This is a genomic window from Pseudoneobacillus rhizolycopersici (genome assembly GCF_054786815.1).
This window is the reverse complement of the sequence record NZ_JBTOOE010000057.1, coordinates 1-2405: the sequence shown is the minus strand read 5'-3', so window position 1 is coordinate 2405 and position 2405 is coordinate 1. Positions and strand designations below refer to the sequence as shown.

Sequence of the window (2405 nt, the reverse complement as noted above, 5' to 3'; positions counted from 1 at the left end):
TTTGTTCCCTCAAAACTAGATAATCTTTGAAGAAGAAGTAAAAACGAGTTTGCCTAAAAATTGTGGTTAAGTCCTCGAACGATTAGTATCAGTCAGCTCCACACGTCACCGCGCTTCCACCTCTGACCTATCAACCTGATCATCTTTCAGGGTTCTTACTAGCTTACGCTATGGGAAATCTCATCTTGAGGGGGGCTTCATGCTTAGATGCTTTCAGCACTTATCCCGTCCGCACATAGCTACCCAGCGATGCCTTTGGCAAGACAACTGGTACACCAGCGGTGCGTCCATCCCGGTCCTCTCGTACTAAGGACAGCTCCTCTCAAATTTCCTACGCCCACGACGGATAGGGACCGAACTGTCTCACGACGTTCTGAACCCAGCTCGCGTACCGCTTTAATGGGCGAACAGCCCAACCCTTGGGACCGACTACAGCCCCAGGATGCGATGAGCCGACATCGAGGTGCCAAACCTCCCCGTCGATGTGGACTCTTGGGGGAGATAAGCCTGTTATCCCCGGGGTAGCTTTTATCCGTTGAGCGATGGCCCTTCCATGCGGAACCACCGGATCACTAAGCCCGACTTTCGTCCCTGCTCGACTTGTAGGTCTCGCAGTCAAGCTCCCTTGTGCCTTTACACTCTACGAATGATTTCCAACCATTCTGAGGGAACCTTTGGGCGCCTCCGTTACATTTTAGGAGGCGACCGCCCCAGTCAAACTGCCCACCTGACACTGTCTCCCACCCCGATAAGGGGTGCGGGTTAGAATTTCAATACAGCCAGGGTAGTATCCCACCGACGCCTCCACCGAAGCTAGCGCTCCGGCTTCTCAGGCTCCTACCTATCCTGTACAAGCTGTACCAAAATTCAATATCAGGCTACAGTAAAGCTCCACGGGGTCTTTCCGTCCTGTCGCGGGTAACCTGCATCTTCACAGGTACTATAATTTCACCGAGTCTCTCGTTGAGACAGTGCCCAGATCGTTACGCCTTTCGTGCGGGTCGGAACTTACCCGACAAGGAATTTCGCTACCTTAGGACCGTTATAGTTACGGCCGCCGTTTACTGGGGCTTCGATTCAGAGCTTCGCTTGCGCTAACCCCTCCTCTTAACCTTCCAGCACCGGGCAGGCGTCAGCCCCTATACTTCGCCTTACGGCTTCGCAGAGACCTGTGTTTTTGCTAAACAGTCGCCTGGGCCTATTCACTGCGGCTTTTCAGGGCTATTCACCCCAAAAAGCACCCCTTCTCCCGAAGTTACGGGGTCATTTTGCCGAGTTCCTTAACGAGAGTTCTCTCGCTCACCTTAGGATTCTCTCCTCGCCTACCTGTGTCGGTTTGCGGTACGGGCACCTTTTATCTCGCTAGAGGCTTTTCTTGGCAGTGTGGAATCAGGAACTTCGGTACTTAAATTTCCCTCGGCATCACAGCTCAGCCTTCACGATGAACGGATTTTCCTATTCATCAGCCTAACTGCTTACACGCACATATCCAGCAGTGCGCTTACCCTATCCTCCTGCGTCCCCCCATTGCTCAAACGATAAAGAGGTGGTACAGGAATATCAACCTGTTGTCCATCGTCTACGCCTATCGGCCTCGACTTAGGTCCCGACTAACCCTGAGCGGACGAGCCTTCCTCAGGAAACCTTAGGCATACGGTGGATGGGATTCTCACCCATCTTTCGCTACTCATACCGGCATTCTCACTTCTAAGCGCTCCACCAGTCCTTACGGTCTAGCTTCAACGCCCTTAGAACGCTCTCCTACCGCGTACACCATACGGTGTACACCCACAGCTTCGGTGATACGTTTAGCCCCGGTACATTTTCGGCGCAGAGTCACTCGACCAGTGAGCTATTACGCACTCTTTAAATGGTGGCTGCTTCTAAGCCAACATCCTGGTTGTCTAAGCAACTCCACATCCTTTTCCACTTAACGTATACTTTGGGACCTTAGCTGGTGGTCTGGGCTGTTTCCCTCTTGACTACGGATCTTATCACTCGCAGTCTGACTCCCACGGATAAGTCATTGGCATTCGGAGTTTGTCTGAATTCGGTAACCCGATGAGGGCCCCTAGTCCAAACAGTGCTCTACCTCCAAGACTCTTACTACGTGAGGCTAGCCCTAAAGCTATTTCGGAGAGAACCAGCTATCTCCAAGTTCGATTGGAATTTCTCCGCTACCCACACCTCATCCCCGCACTTTTCAACGTGCGTGGGTTCGGACCTCCATCCAGTGTTACCTGGACTTCATCCTGGACATGGGTAGATCACCTGGTTTCGGGTCTACGACCACATACTCATTCGCCCTATTCAGACTCGCTTTCGCTGCGGCTCCGTCTCTTCAACTTAACCTTGCATGTAATCGTAACTCGCCGGTTCATTCTACAAAAGGCACGCTATCACCC

1 rRNA gene is annotated in these 2405 nt (G+C 52.3%); it reads right to left on the bottom strand.

From position 1 onward, the window contains the following. Positions 1-62 precede the first annotated feature (62 nt). Positions 63-2405, bottom strand: a 23S ribosomal RNA gene (locus ACX9YW_RS22810); the annotation flags it as partial.